The following is a 23680-nucleotide window of genomic DNA, read 5'->3' on the forward strand; positions in this document are numbered from 1 at the left end:
GCAGTGACCCCCCTCGTCCGCGACACCGACCACCTGCGCGAGGTGCTGGGCATCCCCTTCAGCGATCCGCAGCTGGCCGCGATCACCGCCGACCCGGCGCAGCCCCAGGCGATCATCGCCGGCGCCGGTGCGGGCAAGACCGCGGTCATGGCGGCGCGCGTCGTGTGGCTCGTGGGCCACCTCGGCTACGCACCCGACCGCCTGCTCGGGCTCACGTTCACGTCGAAGGCCGCCGCCGAGCTGGCCGGCCGGGTGCGCGAGTCGCTCGACCTCGTCGGCGACTTCTCCGAGTTCGGCGAGCCCACGGTCTCGACCTACCACGCCTTCGCCGGCACGCTGATCGCGGAGCACGGGCTGCGGATGGGGATCGAGCCCGACCTGCGCGTGCTGGCCGACGCGACCCGGTTCCAGATCGCGGCGCGCACCGCCCGAGGCCACGACGGTCCGCTGCGGCACGTCTCGGCCTGGCTGCCCACCGTGATCGGCGACGTGCTCGAGCTCGACGGCCAGCTGTCCGAGCACCTCGTCACCACCGACGAGCTCCGCGCGTTCGACCGAACCACGATCGAGGCGGCCGAGCGGGCCGAGAAGCCGCTCAAGTGGCACGAGGAGATCGTCGCCGCGTGCCTCAAGCGCGACGAGCTGGCCGACCTCGTCGACGAGTACCGCGCGGCCAAGGCCGACGCCGGCGTCATGGACTTCTCCGACCAGATGGCCTGGGGTGCCCAGCTCGCCACCGTGCCCGAGGTCCAGCAGGTGCTGCGGGAGCGCTACGACGTGGTGCTGCTCGACGAGTACCAGGACACGTCGGTGGCCCAGCGCGACCTGTTGCAGGCCCTGTTCGCCGGCCGTCCGATCAGTGCGGTCGGCGACCCGGCCCAGGGCATCTACGGCTGGCGCGGCGCCGCCTCGGGCAACCTCACCGCGTTCCTCGACGACTTCCCGGGCGCGGGCGGCGAGAAGGGACGGCTGTTCAGCCTCGACGTCACGCGTCGGTGCGCGCCGGAGATCATCGACCTCGCCGGCTACGTCGCCCGCGACTACTACGGCTCGCCCGGGATCGCCGAGATCGTGACGCCGCTGCGGGCGGCCCCCGAGAACCCGTCGGGCGAGGTCTCGGTCGCCCTGCACGAGGGGGTGGCCCAGGAGATCGAGGCGCTGGTCGACCTCGTCGTGCAGTCGGTCGAGAGCGGCGTGTCGCGACGCGACATCGCGATCCTGGTGCGCACCACCAACGAGAACCCGGAGATCGTCCGTGCCCTGCGCTCGCGGGGGCTCCCCGTCGAGATCGTCGGCCTCACCGGCCTGCTCCAGCAGCCCGAGGTCGTCGACGTCCTCTCCGTGCTGGCCGTGCTGGACGACGTCACCGCCAACCCGGCGATGCTCCGCCTGCTCACCGGGGTGCGCTGGCGGATCGGCGAGCGCGACCTCGCGCTGCTCGGCCAGCGAGCGGCCGAGCTCGGGCGCCAGTGGCGCAGTGGGGGAGAGCCGGACGGCTCCGATCCCGACGCGGTCCTGCAGGCGGCCCTCGACGAGGCCACGGCCGGCGTCGATCCCACCGAGATCGTCTCGCTCGCCGAGGCCGTGGAGGATCCGGGCCCGGGGCAGTACTCCGAGGCCGCGCGCACCCGCTTTGCCGACCTGGCCGCGATGTTGCGGCGGCTGCGACGCCACGCCCACGAGCCGCTGCTCGACCTGGCCCGCCGCGTCGTCACCGAGCTCGACCTCGACGTGGAGCTTCCGGTCGCCGGCGTCCCCACCGACAACCTCGCGCTGCTGATCGACGCGATCGGCGACTACGCCCAGCACGACCGCTACGCCTCGCTGCCGGGTCTGCTGGCGCACCTCGACGCCGAGCGCGAGTACAACGAGGGCATGGAGCTGAGCGCTCCGTCCGACGCCGACTCGATCAAGCTGCTGACGATCCACCGGGCCAAGGGGCTGGAGTTCGAGGAGGTCTTCGTGCCGTTCGTGTCCGGCACGGTCTTCCCTTCCGGGCGCGGCCGTTCGCGCTGGCCCACGGTCGCCAAGGCCCTCCCAGCGCCGCTGCGCGGCGACGTCGACTTCGTGCCGCAGGTCGCCGAGTTCACCGGCCCGGCGAAGAAGGCGTTCGAGGAGGACACCCGTCGCGACGCGCTGATGGAGGAGATCCGGCTCGCCTACGTGGCGTTCACGCGAGCCAAGCGACGCCTGCACGTCAGTGGCCACCGGTGGGGTCGCACCCAGCTGCGTCCGCGCGCCGAGTCGGCGTTCCTGGTCGACGTGCGCGACTGGCTGGCCCAGCGTGGCATCGAGCCGGTCGTGTGGGCCGAGCCGCCCGCCGACGACGACCAGAACCCCCATCTCGTCGATCAGACCGTGCCCTGGCCGGTCGCGCTCACCTCGTTCGACCGCCGCCGCGAGCTCGCCGACGCCGTCCGTGGGCACCTGCACGAGCCGCAGGCTCCTCCCGTGGAGGGCGACGAGCGCCTCGCCGAGCTGCGCACCGACCTCGACCTGCTCCTGGAGGAGGCGCGGGCGCGTGCCGAGCGGCGCATCGAGGTCACCCTGCCCGCGTCCCTGTCGGCCACCGACGTGCTCGCGCTCGACGCCGACGAGGAGGCCTTCGTCCGGTCGCTGGCGCGCCCGATGCCCCGCCGCCCGTCGGCGGCCGCGCGGTTCGGCACGAAGTTCCACGCCTGGATCGAGTCCCGGTACGGCCAGCAGACGCTGCTGGACCCCGACGAGCTGCCCGGGCGCGGCGATGCCGAGGTCGCCGACGAGTCCGATCTCGAGGCGCTCAAGGAGGCCTTCGAGTCCGGGCCGTTCGCGGGTCGCGAGCCCCTGGTCGTCGAGGCGCCGTTCTCCCTGCGGCTCGGCGGCCAGCAGGTGATCGGCCGCATCGACGCCGTGTTCGCCACCGAGCTGGCCGACGGTCAGGCGGGGTTCGAGGTCGTCGACTGGAAGACCAACCGCACGCCCGACGCCGATCCGCTGCAGCTCGCGCTCTACCGGATCGCCTGGGCCGAGATGCAGGGCATCGAGCCCGAGCGAGTGGTGGGCACCTTCCACTACGTGCGGCTCGGCTCGTCGCGCACGTTCGACGACCTGCCCGACCGGGCGGCACTCGAGGCCCGGCTCGGGTTACGGTGAGGCGTGGATTTCGCGTTCGAACGGGCCAGGCACGACCGAGCGGGGAACCTGAGGCCGCGCGATGACCTGTGGAAGACGCCCGACACCCGGGTGCTCGTCCTCGGCGGCGAGCACGTCGCGACGATCGACGGCCCTGCTCTGCGGTGGACGACGGTCGACGAGGCGCCCGACGGCGAGTGGATCCTGCTCGGCGACCAGAACGGCAGGCGTCACGCGGCCGTGGCGCTGCAGCGGGTCCCGCGCGAGCTGAGTCCCGTCAGCATCCGGGTGCTGGCCCCCCTGCTCGACCCCGACGAGCTGTCGCTGGCGATCCACGCGGTGGGCCTGGCGCGGTGGCTGCAGTCGCACACCTACTGCTCCCGCTGCGGCGAGTACCTCTACAGCGCCCAAGCGGGTCACCTGCGGGTCTGCCCGTCGTGCGGCACCGAGCACTACCCCCGCACCGACCCGGCCGTGATCATGCTCGTCACCGACGAGGACGACCGCTGCCTCCTGGCGCGCAACCCGAACTGGCCCGAGGGCCGCTTCTCCACGCTGGCCGGATTCGTCGAGCCGGGGGAGACCCTCGAGGACGCGGTGCGCCGCGAGGTGGCCGAGGAGGTCGGGATCACCGTCGGCGATGCCACCTACCTGGGCAGCCAGCCGTGGCCGTTCCCGCAGAGCCTCATGCTCGGCTTCCGCGCGGTGGCCGAGTCCACGGACTTCACGCTCGACGACAAGGAGATCGCCGAGGCGCGCTGGTTCACCCGCGAGGAGCTCGTGCAGGCGATCGAGGACGAGACCGTCGCCCTGCCGCCAGCGAAGGTCTCGATCTCGCGGTGGCTCGTGGAGCAGTGGTACGGCGGCGACCTGCCCGGCACCTGGTCCTGACAGGGGTCGGGTCAGCCCCGGTTCAGAGCCGGAGGGAGGTCCGTCGCGGCGAAGTCGTCTCCGACGAACAGGAGCGGCTCGCCGGTTTCGGTAGCCAGGGCGTAGGCGAAGCAGTCACCGAAGTTGAGGCGGGCTCGATGGCCCGACCCGCGGCCGAAGTCGCGGTAGGCCTCGCGCGCGGTCTTGGCGTGCCCTGCCGTGACGGGCTCGATGGCGACACCCCAGTCGCGCAACAGGGCGTCGAGCTGGCGCGAGAGCGCCGGGTCGCCAGCCTGGTCGACGACGATGCCGAGCTCGAGATAGGTGCCGGCGGACATGCGCGGACCCGACGCCGAGGCGAGGGACCGGTCGATCGCCTCCCAGCCGGGCTCACGCTTGATGACGGCGACGACGGCCGAGGTGTCGACGATCACCGGGGCAAGCCGGCCTCGTCGTACAGGTCGCCGGAGTCCAGCGGCTTGTCGGCGGCGAGTTGCTGCATCACGTGGATGCGGTCGAGTCGGGCGGCGTCGGAGGACTCTCGCTCGAGCTCGGCCAGCAGCCTCTCGAGCGCGAGCTCGATGGCACTCGTCTGAGTGCGTCCCGTGCGGAGCGCGACCTCGCGCGCCAGCTCGTGGACGTGCTCGTTCTTGATGTTGAGGGCCATGGTGGAATTCTACCTCACGTGGGTGTCATTACACCATGGGCGTGGGTCAGAGCCCGAGCTGGGCCTTGACCTGCGCGACGGACGGGTTGGTCAGCGCGGTGCCGTCGGAGAACACGAGCGTCGGGACGGTCTGGTTGCCGCCGTTGGCCTGCTCGACGATGTCGGCGGACGCGGGATCCTGCTCGATGTCGACCTCGGTGAACTCGATGCCCTCGCGCTGCAGCTGCGACTTGAGTCGGTGGCAGTAGCCACACCACGGCGTGGAGTACAGGACGAAGGATGCGTCGGACATCGGGACCCTCTCGGTTCGGAACAGAAGCCTCTTCAAGGGTCAACGTGCCGCGGACCACGCCCATTCCCGGGGACCCTGTGTGCGGCGCCGGATCGTGTCGCCGGGCGGGGCTACGCTGGTCGCTGCCCACCCCCGACGCGATCTGGAGACCATGTCTGACGCCGACGACCTGCTGAACGGACTCGACCCCGAGCAGCGCGAGGTCGCCACCACCCTGCGGGGTCCGGTGTGCGTCATCGCCGGCGCCGGAACCGGCAAGACCCGCGCGATCACGCACCGCATCGCCTACGGCACCGCGACGGGCGTCTACAAGCCCACCGAGGTGCTGGCGGTCACGTTCACGGTCAAGGCGGCGGGCGAGATGCGCGAGCGCCTGCGCACGCTCGGCGCGGGCGGCGTCCAGGCCCGCACGTTCCACTCGGCGGCGCTGCGGCAGGCCCGCTACTTCTGGCCCCGGGTGTACGGCACGGAGTTCCCCCAGATCCTCGAGTCGAAGTTCGCCTTCGTCGCCGAGGCCGCGCGGCAGGTGGGCGTGCGGGCCGACCAGGCCCTGCTGCGCGACCTGTCGGCCGAGGTCGAGTGGGCCAAGGTCTCCAACGTCCGGCCCGACGACTACGGCGCCGAGGCCGTGCGCCGCCAGCGCACCGTCGGCGACATCGACCCGGGCGAGGTGGGCGCCGTGCTCCGCGCCTACGAGCAGGTCAAGCGCGATCGCGGGCGCATCGACATGGAGGACATCCTGCTGATCACCGCCGCGATCCTGGCCGACGAGCCGGCGATCGCGGCCGAGGTGCGCCGCCAGTACCGGTGGTTCGTCGTCGACGAGTTCCAGGACGTCAACCCGCTGCAGTCCACGCTGCTCGACCTGTGGCTGGGCGGCCGCGACGAGGTCTGCGTCGTCGGCGACCCCCGCCAGACGATCTACACGTTCGCCGGCGCCTCGGCCACGATCCTGGGCGACTTCACCACGCGCCGGTTCCCCGACGCGCCGCGCATCGAGCTCGTGCGCAACTACCGCTCCACGCCTCAGATCGTCGCCGCGGCAAACGAGGTCTTCGCCGGTCGCGGCCCCTCGGTCACCCTGGGCGTGCGGCTGCAGTCGCAGAACTCGCCGGGCCCGGCCGTGGACTACCGCCCGTTCCCCGACGAGCCCGCCGAGGCCGACGCGATCGCCGACCGGATCGTCGCGCTGCACCGCCAGGGTGTGCCCTACCGCGAGATGGCAGTGCTCTACCGGATCAACGCGCAGTCCGAGGTCTACGAGGAGGCCCTGGGCCGTCTCCAGATCCCGTACTCCATGCGCGGCGGCACCGGCTTCTTCCAGCGGCCCGAGGTGCGTCAGGCCGTCACCCTGCTGCGCGGCTCGGCCCACGCGGGCGAGGGCTCCGGCTCGCTGGCCGACGACGTCCGTGCCGTGCTCGCGGCGATGGACTACTCCGAGACCCCGCCCGAGGGCCGAGGCGCCGTCCGCGACCGCTGGGAGTCCCTCCAGGCGATCCACACGATGGCCGTCGACCTCGCTCAGGAGCAGCCGCAGGCCGACCTCGCCGCCCTCGTGGCCGACCTCGACCGCCGCGCCGACCAGGCGCACGCGCCCTCCACCGACGGCGTCACGCTGTCCACGTTCCACGCGGCCAAGGGCCTGGAGTGGGACGCGGTCTTCGTCGCCGGCGCGCAGGAGGGCACGCTGCCCTACGTCGCCACGATGGACGAGCCCGCCGCGATCGAGGAGGAGCGCCGGCTCTTCTACGTCGGCATCACCCGCGCCCGGCGCCACCTGATGGTGTCGTGGTCGGCGGCGCGCAAGGCCGGCGGCCAGGCCCGCCGCAAGCCCAGCCGCTTCCTCGACCGCCTGCTGCCCGAGGACGTGCAGGTCTCGCGGGCGCCGAAGCGCAAGGTGCGGCTGCCCCAGCCCGACCTCGACTACGACGAGGCGCTGTTCGAGCGCCTGCGTGCGTGGCGCAAGGAGGTCTCGCAGGAGGAGAGCAAGCCGGCGTTCACGGTGTTCAACGACGCCACCCTCAAGGCCATCGCCGCGATCCGTCCCAGCAGCGGTGACCAACTGCTCCAGGTCTCGGGCGTGGGCCAGTCCAAGCTGGAGAAGTACGGCGACGGAGTCCTGGCGATCGTCGCCGACTCCTGACCGCCCTCGGGATCAGGCGGGCTCGAAGCCGGGCAGCGACTCGGCCACGATGGCGCGGAAGCGGGCGGTCGCGCCCAGCTGGCACAGCACGCCCACGCCGCCGGCCCACACCCGGTGGATCAGCAGGTAGCTCGGCGGCACGGTGAGCTTCAGGGCCGTCCCCATGCCCTCGGCGCCGGGGGAGGCGAGCCGCTGGCCCTGGCGGCGCAGCCAGTCGCGGTCGAAGGCGAAGGCCTCCACGGCGACGGGCTCGACGATCGGGGCCAGGTACCGCTCCAGGACGGCGGGGTCGACCCGGCTGCCCTGGCGGACGAATCCCTCCTGGCGCAGGCCCTCGGCCACGGTCTCGTAGTCGCCGTCGGCCGCCGCGCGCAGCAGCGGGCCCATGGGTGCGGGCAGGCCGTCGGGCAGTCGCGCCACGGCTCCGTAGTCCACGACTCCGAGCCGCCCGTCCGGCAGCACGCGGAAGTTGCCGGGGTGGGGATCGGCGTGCAGCAGGCCGGCCCGGGCCGGGCCCTGGAACAGGAACCGCACGTAGGTCTCGCCGAGGCGGTCCCGCTCCTCCTGCGTGCCGTCGGCGATCACGTCGGCGAGGGAGCGGTCGCCCGGGAGCCACGTCGTGACCAGGGCGCGCTCGGTGTGCGCCAGCGGCGCGGGGACCAGGACGTCGGGGTCGCCGGCGAAGGCCTCGGCGAAGCGCGCCTGGGCGTCGGCCTCGAGCGAGTAGTCGAGCTCCTCGGCCACGCGCTCCTGCAGCTCGCGGACGAGGGCCTTGACGTCGACGCCCGGCATCATCGTGCCCAGCATGCGGGCGAGCCGGCCGATCTGGCGCAGGTCGGAGTTGAGCGCCTCCGCGGCGCCGGGGTACTGCAGCTTCACCGCGACCTCGACGGGCTCGTCACCGGGCTCGGCGATGAACCAGCTGTGGTGGACCTGACCGATCGAGGCGGCAGCGGCTGGGGTCATCTCGAAGTCGGGGAACCGCTCGGGCCAGTCCTCGCCGAACTCGCGGACCATCACCCGCCGGACGGTAGGCGTGCCCATCGGCGGCGCGGCGTCCTGGAGCTTCGTCAGGGCCTCGCGGTAGGGCGCGATGACCTCCTCGGGCAGGGCCGCCTCGAAGATGCTCAGCGCCTGGCCGAACTTCATGGCACCGCCCTTGAGCTGGCCGAGCACGCTGAAGACCTGGTCGGCGGTGCGGCGCTGCACGTCCGTCATCACGGCCGCGGCGGGAGCGCCGACGAGGCGCCGGCCGATGCCCCACGTGGTGCGGGCGGCGAATCCGGCCGGCAGGCTCGCCAGGCGCGCGCCGCGGCGCAGGGCGCTCCCCGTCAGCGGAGTGTCGGTCGTGTCGTCCGGGTCGGTGTCGGCCACGTGGTCAGGATAGTGGCGTGGGCCGCATCGGACCGGTCATGCGGCGAGCAGCCGGCACGGGCAGCCGGGCGCGAAGGGCACGTCGTCGACGTCGTTCAGTCCGTGTGCCGGGCCCACCGACACGACGCGACCGAGGCTCGGCGGACGTCGTCCCGCGCCGAGGTAGTCGAGGTGGTGCAGCACCTCGGCGGCCGCGCGGTGGAGCACGCCGGCCGGCAGTGCCGGGTCGAGGAGGCGCGCCTGCTCGAACTGCGGCACCAGCGCGGACCAGGTGGGATCCGCCGCGGCCACGTGGGCGTCGAGACAGCCCAGGCACGGCGAGATCCCGGGCGCGACGAGCGGGCCGATCCGCACTCGTCGCTCGTCGAGCACGACCGGCAGATGGACCACGCCCCCGCTGACAAGGTGCTCGAAGGTCGACCGTGCGGGCTCGCCGGCGCTGACCAGGACCTCGATCTCGGGCTCGATCGCCGGCGGACCCACCGAGTCGGTGAGCAGGGCGGCGAAGGAGGAGGTGGAGCGGTCGTGCCGCACGGCCACGCGAAGACCCTCGGAGTGGGGCTCGGCACGCAGCACGGCACCGGCCGCCACCAGTCGGTGCAGGGTGCCGGCGAGATCGTCGGTGAATTCGGGGACGTCGCGCGCCACGAGCTCGGTCAGCAGGGGGAGCGGCAGGGAGCCGTCGAGGAGGCGCAGGACGCGGGCGAGGCCGGGCCGGTCACGCAGAACGATGCCGGGGCTGGTGCCCAGCTGGAGGGTCCGGGCGTCGCGGCGCAGCAGCAGCGCACCGGGCAGGAGTCGCGGTCCGCGGGCAGGAGAGGGGTGCGCCATCGGGCCATCGTGGCCGAGTCGAGCTGCCGGACGGGGCGTCGGTCCACAGGCGCCGCGCCGGCGTGGAGGCGGCGGGGACGACCGAGTCGCCCCCGCCGCGCCGCTCAGGCCTTGCCGAGGATGCGGTTGAGCTTGGTGCCGCACTCGGGGCAGATGCCCTTGGCCATGCGGGTGCCCTTCTCGCTGACCTGGACTTCACCGCTGGTCTCGCGCTTGTCCTTGCACTTCACGCAGTAGAACTCGCCGGTCCATGTCTCCGCCATAGCGGCCTCCTTGCCGATGTGTGCCGCCGAATGTGGCACAGGTCACGCTCAGCCTAAGCGCAAAAACGTGGCAGGCAAGGCCGAAGCCCCGACCGGCGCGCCTTCCCCTTGCGCGTCGGAGCGGGGCTTCGACTGCGCTCAAGGTAGGCCCTCCCGCCGTGCACGGTCAATGGGTCGTCCGAGGCTCTGTCCACCGCCTGTGGACAATGTTGTGCACATCGTGTGGGGATCGCCGGGGACCGGTGTGGGAATCGGTGTGGACAGGGTGGTGCTCGCGTCCCAGCGGGAGGCTCCGAGCAGCCTCTGACCTGCGCAGACGTCCCGTCGGCCTGTGGACGAACACGGGTCTCGATTCCTGCGCCGCGCGCTGCCTCCTCCGCTCGGTCGAGGCCGCGCTCTACCGTTGAGGCATGGCCGAGATCGAGGTGCGCCGCAGCGCGCGCCGCACCCGCACCGTGAGTGCGCGCCGCGAGGGCGACCGCACGATCGTGATGATCCCGGCGTCGATGTCGCTGCGGGAGGAGCGCCGCGCCGTGGCCGACATGGTCGCCAAGCTCGACGCCCGGGAGAAGAAGCGCGCCGCGCCGCGCTCCGACGCCGGCCTCGCACGCCGTGCTTCCGAGCTCGCTCGGCTCTACGTTCCGGAGGCTCCCGAGCCCGCCTCGGTCCGCTGGGTCACCAACCAGAACTCGCGCTGGGGCTCGTGCACGCCGATCGACCGGACGATCCGGCTCTCGCACCGATTGCAGGCGATGCCCGACCACGTCGTCGACGCGGTGCTGGTGCACGAGCTGACCCACCTGGTCGTCTCGGGGCACGGGCCGCGGTTCGACGCGATCGTCAGGCGCTACCCACGGACGGACGAGGCGATGGGGTTCCTCGAAGGCGTGACCTGGCAGCAGCGACGAGAGCCCTGACCGACTCGTCGGTGGGCCGGGGCAGGTCGTCCAGCGGGAACCAGCGCACGTCGTCGGACTCGTCCGAGCACTGCGGCTCGGCGCCCGGCGGGGCCACCGCCACGAACTGCACGTCGAGGTGATGGCCGTCCTCGTGGCAGTACACCGGGTGGCGCGACAGCAGCACGGGCTCGGGATCGATCGCCAGTCCGGCGATGCCCGTCTCCTCCTGCGCCTCGCGCGCGGCCGCCTCGGCAAGCGACGGGTCGGCGGCCTCGCAGTGGCCTCCCGTCTGCAGCCAGCGACCGAACTTCGGGTGCAGCACGAGCGCCACCTGGTCGTGGTCGGCCGAGACGACGAGGGCGCTGGCCGTGACGTGGTCGGGCGAGCAGGCGCGGGCCCCTGGCTCGTCGTGAGCCCCGGCATGGTCGGCGAAGAGCGCGCGCAGGCGCTCCTGCTCGTCGTCCGGCGGCGACCACCGCGCCAGCACGGCGCGGATGTCGGCGGTCTGGCTCACGCGCGGTCGTCGGGGGAGTCGCCGGTCTCGCCCGGCTCGTCAGAGGACAGCAGCTCCTGCAGGGCGGCGTCGAAGTCGGCGTCGCTCAGCTCCGCGGTCTGGTTCTCGCAGAAGCCCAGCGGGTCGTCGAGGTCGGCCGACGTCGGCAGCAGGTCGGGGTGGCTCCACACGGCGTCGCGCGCCTCGGGGCCGCGGCGGTCGCGCAGCGCCGACCAGAGGTTGGCGGCGTCGCGAAGGCGGCGCGGGCGCAGCTCGAGGCCCACCAGCGAGGCGAACGTGTCCTCGGCCGGGCCGCCGGTGGCCCGGCGGCGACGCATCGCCTCGGCCAGCGCGGGGGCGGCCGGCATCACGCCGGCGGTGGCGCGGGCGACGACCTCGTCGACCCAGCCCTCGATCAGCGCGAGGAGCAGCTCGAGGCGCTCCTTGGCGCGCTCCTGCTCGGGCGTCGGAGCGGGATCGAACAGTCCGCCCGAGAGGGCCTCCTGCATGGCCTCGGGGTTCGACGGGTCGATCGAGCGCATCTGCTCCTCGATGGCGCCGGTGTCGATGCGGATGCCGCGGGCGAAGTCCTCGATCGCGCCCAGGACGGCGCCGCGCAGCCACGTGGCGTGCGCGTAGAGACGGTGGTGGGCGGCCTCGCGCAGCATCACGTAGAGCAGCACGTCGGCCTGGCTGGCCTCGAGGTCGGTGGCGAAGGCGCTGACGTTGTGCGGCAGCACGGCGGCCACGTGCTCGGGCCCCATCGGCAGGCCCACCTCGGTGGAGGAGAGGACCTCGGTGGCCAGCGCGCCGATGGCCGCGCCGATCTGCTGGCCGAACATGGCGCCGCCGGCCTGGTTGAGCATGCCGAGGAGAGGGCCGGCCATGGCCTTGGCCTCCGGCGGCATGGCGTCACCCATCGAGGCCACGACGTGCTCGGCCACCGGCTCGACCATGACCTGCCAGCTGGGCATCGTCTGCTCGACCCAGTCGGCGCGGCTCCAGGCCAGCGCGGAGGTGGCCGTCGCGGGCACGTCGGTGGCCTTGTCCAGCCACATCTCGGCCAGTCGCGCGGCGTCGGCGACGGCTCCGGCCTGACCGCTGTGGGGACTCGGATCCTCACCCGCGGCGGCCACGGCGTGACGGGCGACGTCGGCGGCGAGGGTGTAGTTGACGGTGCCCTCGTGCGGCTCGAACATCCGCTGCATCTGGGACATCATCTGGCCGAGGTCGAACTGACCTGCGCCCATCTGTCCGAACAGCCCCTCCAGGGGCGTGCCCTTGAAGGGATTCTGCGGGTCCTCGCGGGGTTCCTCGGCCATGAGGCCAGCCTAGGCGCTCCGGCCCAACGCGGGATTTCCGCCGTGCCTCTAGGGTGTTCGATGTGTCATCGCCGCAGCGCCTGAGTCGCCGCACCCTCACCCTGTCCGTCGGCCTGGCCGTCGTGACGGTGCTGACGTGCCTCGTGGCCTTCCTGCCCGTCCCGTTCGTGACGATGCGGCCGGGCCCGGTGTTCAACACCCTCGGCGAGCTCGACGGCACCCCGATGCTGACCTTCGGCAAGGACGTGCGCACCTATCCCACGGACGGCCGCCTGGACTTCACCACGGTCTCGGTCACCCGCGCCGAGTCGCGGATGTCGCTCGCCGGTGCGATCGAGGGCTGGCTCGATCCCGACGTCGCGGTCGTGCCCCACGACTTCCTGTACCCCGACCGCCAGACGGACGAGCAGTCCAAGGCCGCGGGCGCCGCCGAGCTCGCCAGCTCCCAGGACGCGTCGCGGGCCGCGGCGCTGCGGGCGGCCGGCCGCGAGGTCGCCGAGGTCCCGAAGGTGGCCGGTGTCGTCGAGGACGGACCCGCGCAGGGAAAGCTCGAGGTCGACGACGTCCTGCTGACCGTCGACGGTCGCAAGGTCGCCACGCAGGAGGCCGTGGGCCAGGCGATCGGGGCGCGCAAGCCCGGCGACGACGTCACCATCGGGTACCGCCGGGACGGCCGGGACGGGACCGTCACGATCACGACCACCGCGATGGACGACGACCCCGACAAGGCGCGCATCGGCATCGCCGTCGGCTCGACCTTCCAGTTCCCGATCGACATCCAGAACCACATCGGCGACCGCGTCGGCGGGCCGAGCGCGGGCACGATGTTCGCCCTGGCGATCTACGATGCGCTGACGCCGGGCGCGCTCACCGGCGGGCAGAACGTGGCCGGAACGGGCACGATCGATCCTGAGGGCACGGTCGGCTCCATCGGTGGCGTGCGCCAGAAGATGGCCGGTGCGGCGGAGTCGGGGGCCGACATCTTCCTCGTGCCCGCGGACAACTGCGACGAGGCGATCCAGGGAGATGACTTCGGCATGACGCTGGTGAAGGTGGAGAAGCTGCAGGACGCGATCGATGCGCTGGGCACGCTCGCGAAGGACCCAAAGGCGGAGGTGGCGACCTGTGAGTGATCCGGAGCTGACCGTGAGCGGCGGCGGCCTGGGGGCCGACTCGCCCGTGCGACGAGCCGCCCTCGAGGTGGAGGGCCACGTGAACGACGGCGGCTGGGACCAGGCGCCCCGGCTGTTCGCCCTCGTCCTGACCGCCGACCTGCTGGCCGCCCAGCCCGAGCTGGCCGACGAGCTCGGTGACCCCGACTCCTACACGCCGATCGAGCAGGAGCTGCCGCACGACCGCGAGGTCGAGGACCTGCTGCCCGAGATCGGCTGGCCGGGCGAGGTCGCCGGGTGCGCCGTGGTGATGGAGCGGATCACGCTGCCGGCCGAGGCCGAGGACGACCTCCCGAGCGACCCCGCGGCGGTGGCGGACTTCGCCGCCCAGCACCCCGATCGCCAGGAGATGCGGATCGTCGCCGCGGTGCTGCGCGACGGTCCCGCGCACGTGGCGGTGCGCCCGCGCGCCCCCGAGGACGCGCCGCTGATCGAGGGGCCCGATCTCGTGCCCGGACTCGTCGACCTGCTGACGCAGACCCTCGCCGAGGACTCCTGACCCTGCGGTTCTTCCGCACCCCGTAGGCTGACGGGACCAGACCCACACCGTTGTGAGCCAGGAGCACCGTGAGCGACATCTTCGGATCGACACCCCCTCGACGCGAGCCTGAACCGCGTTCCGACCGAGGGCGGAGAGTGCTGATCCCGACGATCGTCACGCTGGCCGCCCTGCTGGTCCTCGGATCGCTGTTCGTCAGCCTCTGGACCGAGCGCCTCTGGTACGCCTCGGTCGACTTCCAGGGCGTGTTCACCAAGGTCCTGCTGACGCGGGGTGTGCTCTTCGTTGGCTTCGCCCTCTTCGGCGCCCTCGTGATCGGCGCGAACATCTGGCTGGCGCACCGCAACCGCCCGAACCCGCTCGGACTGCGTCGCGACGACCCCGCCGCCCGGTACCGCCTCGCGATCACCCCGATCGCCAAGTGGGCCCTGCTGGCCGTCGCCGGCTTCGTGGGCTTCTTCTCCGGCATCATCGGGAGCAGCCGGTGGGAGACGTTCCAGCTGTGGCGCAACGGCGAGGCGTTCGGCACCAAGGACGCCCACTTCGGCAAGGACGTGGGCTTCTACGTCTTCGACATGCCGTGGCTGCAGTTCATCGTGTCGTTCGTGTTCGCCCTGCTGCTCATCACCGCCATCGCGGTCGTGTTCGTCCACTACGTGTTCGGCGGGGTCCGCCTCGGCACGAAGGGCCCCAACTTCAGTCGCGCCGCGCAGGTCCAGGTGGCCGTGCTCATCGGCCTGGCGATGCTCGTGCGGGCCGCGAAGTACTGGCTCGACCGCTACGCGATGGCCTACGACAGCTCCGGCCTGTTCGACGGCATCAAGCACACCGGCGCGAACGCCGAAATCCCGGCCAAGAACATCCTCATGATCGTGGCCATCCTGTGCGCGCTGATGTTCTTCTCCACGATCTTCCTGCGCTCCTGGACGCTGCCGGCGCTGGGCCTGGGCCTGTGGTTCCTGACGTCGTTGCTGATCGGTGCCGCGTGGCCCGCGATCATGCAGCAGTTCCAGGTCAAACCGTCCGAGCCCGACCGCGAGGGTCCGTACCTGGAGAAGAACATCGAGGGCACCCGCGAGGGGTTCAACGTCGCCGACGTCCAGACGCAGGACTACTCGGCCAAGACCGAGCTGACCCCGCAGGAGCTGAACGCCTCGGCCGAGGCGCGCGTCAGCACCCGTCTGCTCGACCCGACCCTCATCTCCCCGGCGTTCCAGCAGCTGCAGCAGGTGCGCGGCTACTACACGGTGCAGAGCACGCTCGACGTCGACCGCTACGCGATCGGCGACGACCCGCAGCCGCAGGACGTCATCATCGCGGCGCGCGAGGTCGACCTCGACGGCCTGCAGGCCTCGCAGCGCACCTGGTCGAACGACCACACCGTCTACACGCACGGCTACGGCGTCATCGCGGCCTACGGCAACAAGCGCGGCTCGCAGGGCGAGCCGGTGTGGGTCGCGAAGGACATCCCGCCCACCGGCGAGCTGGAGTTCGAGGACGCGCCGCGCATCTACTTCGGCGAGAAGTCGCCGTCGTACTCGATCGTGGGCCGTCCCGACGACGCGAACCCCATCGAGGTCGACACGCCCCGTGGCGGCGGTACAGCCGAGGAGGAGGCCGGCGACGGCGACTCCACGGCCAACACGTACGACGGCAAGGGCGGCGTCGAGATGGGCTCCCTGTTCAACCAGGTGCTCTACGCCTTCAAGTTCGCCGAGCCGAACATCGTGCTGTCGGACCGCGTCAACAGCAACTCCAAGATCATCTACGACCGTCACCCGCGCGACCGCGTCCGCAAGGTGGCGCCGTGGCTGACGCTCGACGGCGACACGTACCCCGCGGTCGTCGACGGCAAGGTCGTCTGGATCGTCGACGGCTACACGACGAGCAACTCCTACCCGTACTCGGAGTCGCGCTCGCTGGCCGAGGCCACGAGCGACACGCTGACCGACGGCGCCAGCCAGATCGCGCTGCCGACCGACCAGGTCAACTACATGCGCAACTCGGTCAAGGCCGTGGTCGACGCCTACGACGGCACGGTGAAGCTCTACGAGTGGGACACCGAGGACCCGATCCTGAAGACGTGGTCAAAGGTCTTCCCCGGCGTGGTCGAGCCGAAGTCCGAGATCAGCGAGTCGCTGCTGCAGCACCTGCGCTACCCGGTGGACCTGTTCAAAGTGCAGCGCGACGTGCTCAGCCGCTACCACGTGACCAACGCCCAGACGTTCTACGAGGACGGCGAGCGCTGGAAGATCCCCGAGGATCCCTCGGCCGCCGGCAGCACGAAGCAGCCGCCGTACTACCTCTCGATGAGCCGTCCCGGTGAGGAGAACTCGCGGTTCAGCCTCACGAGCGTCTACCTGCCGAACAACCGCCAGAACCTGGCGTCGTTCATGAGCGTGAACTCCGAGGCGTCCGACAGCGAGAACTACGGCAAGTTGCAGATCTTGGAGCTGCCCAGCGACACGCGGGTCGGTGGTCCGAACCAGATCGCGGCCCAGTTCGAGTCCGATGCCGGCGTGCGTGCTGCGCTGCTGCAGTACGAGCAGTCGCAGAACACGCGGATCCTGCGCGGCAACCTGCTGACCCTGCCGGTCGGGGGCGCGATGCTCTACGTACAGCCGATCTACATCCAGCGCGTGGGCGAGGGCTCCTACCCGGTGCTGCAGCTGATCACCGCCACCTTCGGTGAAGGTGTCGGCGTCGGCCAGACCCTCGACGAGGCGCTGCGTGCGGCGCTAGGCCTGGAGCAGAACGGCACACCCGAGCCGGAGGAGCCGGCACCCGAGGGTGAGCCCGGCGGCGAAGCGGGCGAGGCCAAGACGGCCGAGGAGTACCTGGCCGACGCGTCGCGCTACTACGACCAGGCGCAGGCCGCGCTGGAGGACGGCGACCTCGCCACCTACCAGGCTCGGATCGACTCGATGGCCAACGCGCTCGAGGCCGCGCAGCGACTCCTCGGCTAGTGGTCGCCGGCGCCCCCGCCGTCAGTCGGTGGGGGAGTCGGTGACATCGGCCACGGTGGCGTCCAGCGCGGCGATCACGTCGGCGGACTCCACCGTGACGGCCACGCCGTGGGCGCCCGCGCCCAGCGAGATCGTGCCCTCCACCGCGGCATCGGCGATGACCGGCCAGGCGTGGCTCGAGCCGAACGGCGTGATCGTGCCACGCTCGTAGCCGGTGGCCGCGAACGCGTCCTCGGCCGGCGGCATCGACAGTCGCGAGACCCCCAGCACCGCCCGCAGCTTGGGCCAGCTGATCTGACGGTCACCGGGCACGAGGACGAACAAATACTCGTCACCGGACCGGCGCACCACCAGGGTCTTGACAATGCGATCGGGATCGACGCCGCGTGCGGCGGCGGCCTCGGCCAGCGAGCCCACCTGCCCGTGACGGGTGACCGTGTGGCGGACGCCCGCGGCGTCCAAGGCGGCGATGGCGCGTTCCTCGCTCATGTGCCGAGCCTAGGTCCGCTCGGCGGGGTCCGCTCAGAGCACCTGACGCAGGTTCGCGCGGGCGAGGTCGATGATCTCGTCGCCGCGGCCCGACATCACGGTGCGCAGGGCGTAGAGGGAGAAGCCCTTCAGCTGGGTGGCGGTGACGGACGGCGGCACGGTCACCTCCTGGCGCTCGGTGATGACGTTGACCAGCGCCGGGCCGTCGTGCGCGAACGCCTCGGCGAGGGCGGGCTCGAGGTCGGCCGACCGGTCCACGCGGATGCCGCGCAGGCCGATCGACTCGGCCACCTGCGCGAAGTCGGGGTTGCGCAGGCCCGTGCCCCAGTTCACGAAGCCGGCGGCCTTCATCTCCAGCTCGACGAAGTTCAGCGAGCTGTTCTCGAAGACCACCACCTTCACCGGCAGTTCCTGCTGGACGAGCGTGATCAGCTCGCCGAGCATCATGGTGAGCCCGCCGTCGCCGGCGAGGGCGACGACCTGCCGTCCCGGATGCGCCGACTGCACGCCGATCGCCTGCGACACGGCGTTGGCCATCGAGCCGTGGCTGAACGACCCGACCAGTCGGCGGCGGCCGTTCATGTGCAGGTAGCGGGCCGCCCACATGACGGGCGAGCCGACGTCAGGGAGGAAGACCGCGTCGTCGGCCGCGAGACGGTCGATCGCCCGCGCCACGAACTGCGGGTGCTGGGCGCGCCCCTCCTTGACCGGCTCGGCGAGGTCGTCGAGCTTCTCGCGCGTCTTCCTGTAGTGGGACACGGAGTCGTCGAGGTGCTTGCGACGCTCCTTGCGCTCGAGCAGTGGCAGCAGGGCCCTCGTGGTGTCGCGCACCGTGCCGACGAGTCCGAGGTCGAGGGGGACGCGGCGGCCCAGCTGCTCACCGCGGACGTCGACCTGGATGATCGTCGCGTCCGGGTAGAAGTCGGGGTAGGGGAAGTCGGTGCCCAGCATCAGCAGGGCGTCGCACGCCTCGATCGCCCGGTAGCCCGAGGCGAAGCCCAGCAGGCCCGTCATGCCCACGTCGAACGGGTTCTCCCACTCGACGTGCTCCTTGCCGCGCAGCGCGTGCACGACCGGCGCGCCGAGGTGGTCGGCCAGCGTGATCAGCTCGTCGTGCGCGCCCGCACAGCCCGCGCCGGCGAGGATCGTCACCTTGCCGGCGCCGTTCAGCAGGTCGGCGGCGCGCTGGAGCTCGGCGGCGGAGGGCGTGACGCGGGGCTCGGACTCCCGCACCACCGTGACGGTCTCGTCCCTCGCCTCCATCAGGGCGACGTCGCCGGGGACCACCAGCACCGCGACGCCCTGCTTCTCGATGGCCGTCTGCATCGCGATCCGCATCATCCGTGGCATCTGGGACGGGCTCGAGACGTGCTCCACGAAGACGCTGCACTCGCGGAACAGCTCCTGCGGGTGGGTCTCCTGGAAGTAGCCGGTGCCGATCTCGGACGTCGGGATGTGCGCGGCGATCGCGAGGACCGGCACGCGCGACCGGTTCGCGTCGTAGAGGCCGTTGATCAGGTGCAGGTTGCCCGGGCCGCAGCTGCCGGCGCAGACCGCCAGTCGTCCCGTCGTCGCCGCCTCGCCCGCCGCGGCGAAGGCCGCGGCCTCCTCGTGGCGGACCTGGACCCACTCCACCTGCGAGTTCCGCAGCGCGTCGGTGAACCCGTTGAGGGAGTCGCCGGGGATGCCGTAGACGCGCTCGACCCCGTTGGCCTCGAGCGTGTCGACGATGTTCTTCGCGATGGTGGCCATGACCTCGACGCTAGGCTCCGCCGCGTCCTGCCGCCACCGCGCGCGACAGCGCCTGCCGCGTGGCGGCGACGCCGGGGGAGGGGGCCGAGGCGCGTCGCGCGGAGGTGAAGATCGTGCGGTGCGGGCGGCCGTCCAGCCGGTGCAGCGCCACGGGAGGCTCGCGGTTCAGCCACAGCAGGTCGGGGAGCAGCGCCACGGCGTGACCCGACTCGATGAGGCTGATCTGCGCCTGGAGGTCGGCGGTCTCGTAGCGGACGTCGGGCTCGAAGCCGGCCACCCGGCAGGCCTGCTCGGCGAAGTGCCGCGAGGCGACGCCCGGTGGCTCCATGACCCACGGTGCGTCGGCGGCCTCGGCGATCGAGGTGATGTCGCCGAACCGGCGGCCGGCGGGCGGCACGGCGAGCCGCACCTCGTCGGTGGTCAGGTCGACCGCGTCGAGCTCGGGATGCCACGGGGTGTTGTGGCCGGGGTACTTCTCGGCGATGACGAGGTCGAACTCGCGCGCCCAGGTCTCGTACAGGGCCGACTCGGGCTCGCGTTGGGTCATCGTCACGCGCAGGCGGGGGTGCTCGGTCTCCAGGATCGACAGCGTCGCGGGCATCAGCGCCAGCGCGACGGACTGGAACACCGCGAGACGGAAGGTGCCCGTGGCCTCGTCGAGGGAGGCGGCCAGGTCGGACTCGGCCTGCTCCAGTCGCTCGAGGACCGCCGAGGTGTGCTCGACGAGGATCTCGGCCTGCGGCGTGAGCTGGACGCGGCGCCCGACCTTGCGCAGCAGCTCGACCCCGACCTCCTGCTCGAGCAGCGAGAGCTGCTGCGAGACGGACGAGGGGGACTGGTGCAGGGCGGCCGCGACGCTGGCCAGGGTGCCCCGGATCTGCAGCTCGCGCAGGAGTCGGAGGCGGCGGACGTCGAGCATGGCAATCCTTCATCGAATCTGATCGATATCGGTCACAAAAGATCGCTTTACCTTAACTCGTGGTCCGGCTCACACTGGGATGACGCCGTGATCTCTCCTTGGAAGGCCTCCCCGTGATCGACCAGGTGACCCCGTCCCGCCCCGCCGACCGCCGACCCGCTGGCCGAGGAGTCGGTCGCGCTCGTCCGTCGCTGGCTCGCCGAGTCGGCGCAGGTGCCCGCCGACAAGGCCGGTGCCCAGCTGGCCGGACTGCTCAAGGACCCGAAGGGCCTGGACTTCACGGTGGGGTTCATCGACGGCGTGATCCGCCCGGAGGACCCGAGGATCGCGGCGCGGAACTTCGCCGCCCTGGCCTCCGACGTGCCGGCGTTCCTGCCATGGCACCTCCGCAACGCCGTGCGCCTCGGCGCGTTGGCCGGCCGTGTCGTGCCACGCCTCGTGATCCCGATCGTGCGCCGTGCACTGCGGTCGCTCGTGGGACACCTCATCGTCGACGCGACCGACGCGAGGCTGGGCCGCAGTATCGCCAAGATCCGCCGCGACGGCGTGCGGCTGAACATCAACCTGCTGGGCGAGGCCGTGCTGGGCGAGCGGGAGGCGGCCCGCCGCCTGCAGGGCACGCACGAGCTACTGGCCCAGCCGGACGTGGACTACGTGTCGATCAAGGTGTCCTCGACCGTGCCACCGCACTCGCCGTGGGCCTTCGACGAGGCGGTCGATCACGTCGCCGAGAACCTGCTCCCGCTGTACCGCGAGGCCGCCGCGGCCTCGTCGCCGAAGTTCATCAACCTCGACATGGAGGAGTACCACGACCTCGACCTGACGATCGCGGTCTTCACCCGGATCCTGGACACCCCCGGCCTGGAGGACCTCGAGGCCGGCATCGTGCTGCAGGCCTACCTGCCCGACTCGGTGCGCGCGATGATCCACCTGCAGGAGTGGTCGGCCGCACGCCGGGCACGCGGCGGCGCCGGCATCAAGGTGCGCGTCGTGAAGGGGGCCAACCTGCCCATGGAGCGCGTGGATGCGGCGATCCACGGCTGGCCGCTCGCGACGTGGTCGACGAAGCAGGAGTCGGACACCAACTACAAGCGCGTCCTCGACTACGCGATGCACCCCGAGCGGATCGCCAACGTGCGCATCGGCGTGGCCGGCCACAACCTGTTCGACCTCGCCCACGCCTGGCTGCTGGCGGGGGAGCGGGGCGTGCGTGACGGCGTCGAGATCGAGATGCTGCTGGGCATGGCGCAGAGCCAGGCCGAGGTCGTGCGCCGGGACGTGGGCGGGCTGCTGCTCTACACGCCGGTCGTGCACCCGAAGGACTTCGACGTCGCGATCGCCTACCTGATCCGCCGCCTCGAGGAGGGCGCGAGCCACGACAACTTCATGTCGGCCGTGTTCGAGCTCAACGACGACAGTGAGTTGTTCGAGCGCGAGAAGAACCGCTTCCTGGCCTCGCTGGTCGCGCTGGACGACTCGGTCCCCGAGCCGAACCGCACGCAGGACCGCTCGGCTCCCGTGGCCGAGGTGGAGCCGGGCGCGCCGTTCGGGAACACGCCCGACACCGATCCGTCTCTGCCGGCCAACCGGCTGTGGGGCCGGGAGATCCTCACGAGGGTGCCGGGCTCGAGGCTCGGGGAGGACCTCGTCGCGGAGCACACGCTGACCGATGTCGACGCGCTCGAGTCGGTCATCGCGTCGGCCGTCGCCGAGGGGGAGGCGTGGGGCCACCGTCCCGCGGCCGAGCGCGCCGAGATCCTCGAGCGCGCCGCACTGCGCCTCGAGCAGCGCCGTGCCGACCTGCTGGAGGTCATGGCGTCCGAGGCGGGCAAGACGCTCGACCAGGGCGATCCCGAGGTGTCCGAGGCGATCGACTTCGCGCGCTACTACGCGCACCTGGCCCGGGGCCTGGACTCGGTCGACGGCGCCACGTTCGTGCCGTCGCGGCTGACCGTGGTGACGCCGCCGTGGAACTTCCCGGTGGCGATCCCGGCGGGCTCCACGCTGGCGGCGCTGGCCGCCGGCTCAGCCGTGGTCATCAAGCCGGCGCCGCAGGCCGCGCGCTGCGGCTCGGTCATGGTCGAGGCCCTGTGGGAGGCCGGCGTGCCGCGTGAGGTGCTGCGGCTCGTGCACGTGGAGGAGTCCGACCTGGGCCAGCGGCTCGTGTCGGACCCGCGTGTCGACCGGCTCATCCTGACCGGCGCCTACGAGACGGCCGAGCTGTTCCGCAGCTTCCGTCCCGATCTGCCGCTGTTGGCCGAGACGAGCGGCAAGAACGCCATCGTCGTCACGCCGTCGGCCGACTTCGACCTCGCCGCCAAGGACATCGCGGCCTCGGGCTTCGGCCACGCGGGGCAGAAGTGCTCGGCGTCGTCGCTGGTGATCCTCGTCGGCTCGGTCGCGACGTCGAAGCGGTTCCGTGAGCAGCTGGTCGACGCGGTGACGTCGCTGACCGTGGGCTGGCCGTCCGACCCGGAGACGCAGATGGGTCCGCTGATCGAGCCGGCGAGCGGCAAACTGCTGCGCGGGCTGACCACTCTCGACGCGGGGGAGTCGTGGCTGGTGGAGCCGCGTCAGCTCGACGAGGTCGGGCAGCTCTGGTCGCCCGGCATCCGCACCGGCGTGAAGCGCGGCTCGACGACGCACCTCACCGAGTACTTCGGGCCGGTCATGGGGATCATGACCGCCGAGACGCTGGAGGAGGCGCTCTCGATCCAGAACCAGGTCGACTACGGCCTCACCGCCGGTCTCCATGCGCTCGACCCCGAGGAGATCGCGGTCTGGCTCGACGGCGTGCAGGCGGGCAACCTCTACGTGAATCGCGGCACCACCGGCGCGATCGTGCGGCGCCAGCCGTTCGGTGGCTGGAAGAAGTCGGCGATCGGCGCGGGCACGAAGGCGGGCGGACCTCACTACCTCTTCGGGCTGGGGGAGTGGACGCCTGCGCGGTCGTCGGCCGACGCCGCCCCCGAGCCTCGGGCCGAGCGACTGCTGCGGGCGGCGCGCGAGGCGCACCTCCCGGCGGACGACCTGGCCTTCCTGGAGCGAGGCTTCGGCAGCGACGCGGTGGCGTGGCGCGAGGAGTTCGGCGTCGCCCGCGACATCTCGGACCTCTCCGTCGAGCGGAACGTCCTGCGGTACGTCCCGACGCGGGTGCATATCCGCTTGGCCGCCGACGCGCGGCTGGCCGACGCGCTGCGCGTGATCGGTGCCGGCCTGACATCCGGGGCACCGCTGCAGGTGTCGTCGGCGATCGACGTGCCCGAGGCAGTTTGGACCGCGCTGCGTGCGTTCGGGGTCTCGGTGATGGTCGAGGACGACGCCGCCTGGATCGCCATGGCGTCCCGCCTGACCAACGGCCGGGTCCGCCTGGTCGGCTCCAGCCGCTCCGCCGTGGCCGAGGCGACCGGCGGCAAGCCGGACCTGGCGATCTACGCGAGCCGCCCCACCGAGGCCGGCCACGTGGAGCTGCTCCCGTTCGTGCACGAGCAGGCCGTGAGCATCACCGCGCACCGGTTCGGCACGCCGAACTACCTGACCGACGGCCTGATCTGACGGGCGTGGTCGTGAACACAGCCACCCCGATTTGGGCTCGCAGTAACCCTCCGGTAATGTTGT

Annotated in this window: 19 protein-coding genes; 8 read left to right on the forward strand and 11 right to left on the reverse strand. The window is 71.9% G+C overall.

Features of this window, described 5'->3' with window-relative positions:
• The first annotated feature begins 3 nt into the window (after nucleotides 1-3).
• Nucleotides 4-3132 carry a UvrD-helicase domain-containing protein gene (locus H1W00_RS13695; protein WP_181756396.1) on the forward strand — a complete coding sequence of 1043 codons (3129 nt, stop codon included), beginning with the start codon at nucleotides 4-6 and terminating at the stop codon, nucleotides 3130-3132.
• Nucleotides 3133-3135: 3 nt separating this feature from the next.
• Entirely contained in the window at nucleotides 3136-4002 is an 867-nt protein-coding gene (gene nudC, locus H1W00_RS13700; RefSeq protein WP_181756397.1) for an NAD(+) diphosphatase, read from the forward strand.
• Nucleotides 4003-4013: 11 nt separating this feature from the next.
• On the opposite strand, the gene H1W00_RS13705 is transcribed toward nudC, so the two are convergent.
• The 3 genes from H1W00_RS13705 to H1W00_RS13715 are packed head-to-tail and all read right to left on the reverse strand — an operon-like array spanning nucleotide 4014 to nucleotide 4940.
• Entirely contained in the window at nucleotides 4014-4415 is a 402-nt protein-coding gene (locus tag H1W00_RS13705) for a PIN domain-containing protein (protein ID WP_181756398.1), read from the reverse strand.
• The gene (locus tag H1W00_RS13710; protein WP_181756399.1) at nucleotides 4412-4648 is read right to left on the reverse strand and encodes a type II toxin-antitoxin system VapB family antitoxin; all 237 of its coding nucleotides are present in this window, start codon (nucleotides 4646-4648) and stop codon (nucleotides 4412-4414) included. The genes H1W00_RS13705 and H1W00_RS13710 overlap by 4 nt, the downstream gene beginning before the upstream one ends.
• A gap of 46 nt (nucleotides 4649-4694) precedes the next feature.
• Nucleotides 4695-4940: a mycoredoxin gene (locus H1W00_RS13715; RefSeq protein ID WP_181756400.1), complete on the reverse strand. Its 246-nt coding sequence runs from the start codon at nucleotides 4938-4940 to the stop codon at nucleotides 4695-4697.
• Nucleotides 4941-5091: 151 nt separating this feature from the next.
• On the opposite strand from H1W00_RS13715, the gene H1W00_RS13720 reads away from it, so the two are divergent.
• Entirely contained in the window at nucleotides 5092-7083 is a 1992-nt protein-coding gene (locus H1W00_RS13720) for an ATP-dependent helicase (protein WP_181756401.1), read from the forward strand.
• 12 nt (nucleotides 7084-7095) lie between these two features.
• On the opposite strand, the gene H1W00_RS13725 is transcribed toward H1W00_RS13720, so the two are convergent.
• From H1W00_RS13725 to H1W00_RS13735, 3 genes are all read right to left on the reverse strand, one after another.
• A complete protein-coding gene (locus H1W00_RS13725; protein WP_338072913.1) occupies nucleotides 7096-8457 on the reverse strand; it encodes an ABC1 kinase family protein in 1362 nt (453 codons plus the stop codon).
• Nucleotides 8458-8493: 36 nt separating this feature from the next.
• A complete protein-coding gene (locus H1W00_RS13730) occupies nucleotides 8494-9288 on the reverse strand; it encodes a hypothetical protein (protein WP_181756402.1) in 795 nt (264 codons plus the stop codon).
• Nucleotides 9289-9392: 104 nt separating this feature from the next.
• Nucleotides 9393-9551: a DUF5679 domain-containing protein gene (locus H1W00_RS13735; RefSeq protein ID WP_172806346.1), complete on the reverse strand. Its 159-nt coding sequence runs from the start codon at nucleotides 9549-9551 to the stop codon at nucleotides 9393-9395.
• Between the two features lie 410 nt (nucleotides 9552-9961).
• Between H1W00_RS13735 and H1W00_RS13740 the strand changes: the two genes are divergently transcribed.
• The gene (locus H1W00_RS13740) at nucleotides 9962-10468 is read left to right on the forward strand and encodes a M48 metallopeptidase family protein (RefSeq protein ID WP_181756403.1); all 507 of its coding nucleotides are present in this window, start codon (nucleotides 9962-9964) and stop codon (nucleotides 10466-10468) included.
• On the opposite strand, the gene H1W00_RS13745 is transcribed toward H1W00_RS13740, so the two are convergent.
• Together H1W00_RS13745 and H1W00_RS13750 are read right to left on the reverse strand one after the other, a co-directional pair.
• Entirely contained in the window at nucleotides 10392-10964 is a 573-nt protein-coding gene (locus H1W00_RS13745) for an NUDIX domain-containing protein (protein WP_181756404.1), read from the reverse strand. The genes H1W00_RS13740 and H1W00_RS13745 overlap by 77 nt on opposite strands.
• Nucleotides 10961-12265: a zinc-dependent metalloprotease gene (locus H1W00_RS13750; RefSeq protein WP_181756405.1), complete on the reverse strand. Its 1305-nt coding sequence runs from the start codon at nucleotides 12263-12265 to the stop codon at nucleotides 10961-10963. Before H1W00_RS13750 ends, H1W00_RS13745 begins: the two co-directional genes overlap by 4 nt.
• Before the next feature lie 62 nt (nucleotides 12266-12327).
• Here H1W00_RS13750 and H1W00_RS13755 point away from each other — a divergent pair, with 62 nt between their 5' ends.
• From H1W00_RS13755 to H1W00_RS13765, 3 genes are all read left to right on the forward strand, one after another.
• Entirely contained in the window at nucleotides 12328-13398 is a 1071-nt protein-coding gene (locus H1W00_RS13755; RefSeq protein WP_181756406.1) for a PDZ domain-containing protein, read from the forward strand.
• The gene (locus H1W00_RS13760; RefSeq protein WP_338072914.1) at nucleotides 13391-13936 is read left to right on the forward strand and encodes a PPA1309 family protein; all 546 of its coding nucleotides are present in this window, start codon (nucleotides 13391-13393) and stop codon (nucleotides 13934-13936) included. Before H1W00_RS13755 ends, H1W00_RS13760 begins: the two co-directional genes overlap by 8 nt.
• 137 nt (nucleotides 13937-14073) lie before the next feature.
• Nucleotides 14074-16902, forward strand: coding sequence for a UPF0182 family membrane protein (locus H1W00_RS13765; RefSeq protein ID WP_338072915.1), 2829 nt, complete (start codon nucleotides 14074-14076; stop codon nucleotides 16900-16902).
• A gap of 21 nt (nucleotides 16903-16923) precedes the next feature.
• On the opposite strand, the gene H1W00_RS13770 is transcribed toward H1W00_RS13765, so the two are convergent.
• From H1W00_RS13770 to H1W00_RS13780, 3 genes are read right to left on the reverse strand one after another with little or no spacing between them, the layout of a single operon-like run.
• Nucleotides 16924-17391: an aminoacyl-tRNA deacylase gene (locus H1W00_RS13770; RefSeq protein WP_181756408.1), complete on the reverse strand. Its 468-nt coding sequence runs from the start codon at nucleotides 17389-17391 to the stop codon at nucleotides 16924-16926.
• A 33-nt stretch (nucleotides 17392-17424) separates the two neighbouring features.
• A complete protein-coding gene (gene poxB, locus H1W00_RS13775; protein WP_181756409.1) occupies nucleotides 17425-19143 on the reverse strand; it encodes a ubiquinone-dependent pyruvate dehydrogenase in 1719 nt (572 codons plus the stop codon).
• Nucleotides 19144-19153: 10 nt separating this feature from the next.
• On the reverse strand, nucleotides 19154-20062 hold the full coding sequence (locus H1W00_RS13780) for a LysR substrate-binding domain-containing protein (RefSeq protein WP_181756410.1): 909 nt from the start codon (nucleotides 20060-20062) through the stop codon (nucleotides 19154-19156).
• 159 nt (nucleotides 20063-20221) lie between these two features.
• Here H1W00_RS13780 and H1W00_RS13785 point away from each other — a divergent pair, with 159 nt between their 5' ends.
• Complete coding sequence (locus tag H1W00_RS13785) at nucleotides 20222-23617, forward strand: bifunctional proline dehydrogenase/L-glutamate gamma-semialdehyde dehydrogenase (protein ID WP_181756831.1); 3396 nt, start codon at nucleotides 20222-20224, stop codon at nucleotides 23615-23617.
• Nucleotides 23618-23680 lie beyond the last annotated feature (63 nt).

The sequence above is a fragment of the Aeromicrobium phoceense genome (assembly GCF_013868155.1).
In the GTDB taxonomy this organism is placed as follows: Bacteria; Actinomycetota; Actinomycetes; order Propionibacteriales; family Nocardioidaceae; genus Aeromicrobium; species Aeromicrobium phoceense.